Source organism: Mesorhizobium sp. M7A.F.Ca.MR.362.00.0.0 (genome assembly GCF_004023175.1).
GTDB lineage: Bacteria > Pseudomonadota > Alphaproteobacteria > Rhizobiales > Rhizobiaceae > Mesorhizobium.
In genome coordinates this window covers 1-1458 of record NZ_RZTF01000728.1, presented here as the reverse complement: position 1 = coordinate 1458, position 1458 = coordinate 1, and the positions used below count along the sequence as shown (strand labels likewise).

Annotated in this window: 1 protein-coding gene; it reads left to right on the top strand. The window is 63.2% G+C overall.

Annotation, left to right across the window (positions count from 1 at the left end; all coding sequences use genetic code 11):
• Positions 1-84 precede the first annotated feature (84 nt).
• Entirely contained in the window at positions 85-1377 is a 1293-nt protein-coding gene (rhaI, locus tag EOC06_RS37195; RefSeq protein ID WP_164781647.1) for an L-rhamnose catabolism isomerase, read from the top strand.
• The last annotated feature ends 81 nt before the right edge of the window (positions 1378-1458 follow it).

The following is a 1458-nucleotide window of genomic DNA, read 5'->3' as shown; positions in this document are numbered from 1 at the left end:
CTCCCCGTCACTATACGGGGAGAAGGTGCCGGCAGGCGGATGAGGGGCAGCGCTGCCCGAACATATTTTGGGAGGAACCAGCACTTGTCCGAATCCATCATCTCCGCCGACCTCGTCGACAAGGACAACGGCGCGCGCAAGCCCAACCTCGAGCGCGACTACGCCTCGCTCGGCGAGCGGCTCGACCGTCGCGGCATCGCTATCGACGCTATCAGAGACAAGGTCGAGAAATTCGCGGTGGCGATCCCGTCCTGGGGCGTCGGCACCGGCGGCACCCGCTTTGCCCGTTTTCCCGGCGCCGGCGAGCCGCGCGACATCTTCGACAAGATCGAGGACTGCGCCGTCATCCAGCAATTGACGCAAGCGACGCCGACCGTCTCCCTGCACATTCCGTGGGACAAGGCCGACCCGAACCGGCTGAAGCAGGCGGCTTCGCGCTTTGGCCTCGGCTTCGACGCCATGAACTCCAACACTTTTTCCGACGCGAAGGACCAGGCGCTTTCCTACAAATTCGGCTCGCTGTCGCATGCCGATGCCGGCACGCGCCGGCAAGCGGTCGAGCACAATCTCGAATGTATCGAGATCGGCAAGACGCTCGGCTCCAAGGCCCTGACGGTGTGGATCGGCGACGGTTCGAACTTCCCGGGCCAGGTCAATTTCGCCAAGGCGTTCGAGCGCTATCTCGACGCCATGAAAGAGGTTTACGCCGGACTGCCCGCCGGCTGGAAGCTGTTCAGCGAGCACAAGATGTACGAGCCGGCCTTCTATTCCACCGTCGTGCAGGACTGGGGCACCAACTACATGATCGCCAGGGAATTGGGCGACAAGGCGTTCTGTCTCGTCGACCTCGGCCACCATGCCCCCAACGTCAACATCGAGATGATCGTCTCGCGGCTGATCCAGTTCAAGAAGCTCGGCGGCTTCCATTTCAACGATTCGAAGTATGGCGACGATGATCTCGATGCCGGTTCGATCGACCCCTACCGGCTGTTCCTCGTCTTCAACGAACTGGTCGATGCCGAACTGTCCGGCACCGAGGGTTTCGATCCGGCGCACATGCTCGACCAGAGTCACAACGTCACCGATCCGATCGAAAGCTTGATGCTGTCGGCGGTCGAGGTGCAGCGCGCCTATGCGCAGGCGCTGCTCGTCGATCGCAAGGCGCTGGAAGGTTTTCAGGACAGTAATGACGCGCTGATGGCGACGCAGACGCTGAAAGCCGCTTATCGAACCGATGTCGAGCCGATCCTGGCCATGGCGCGGCTGAAGACTGGTGGCGCCATTGATCCGGTCGCGGCCTATAGGGCGGCGGGTTACCGCGCCAAGGTCGCTGCGGAACGTCCCGCGGTCGCCGGTGGCTCGGGCGGCATTGTCTGAGCCCGAGCCGGCCCCCTCACCCGGCCGCTTTGCGGCCACCGCCCTCCGGGCGTTCGTTGTTCGAAAAGCCAAGCAGTTGGC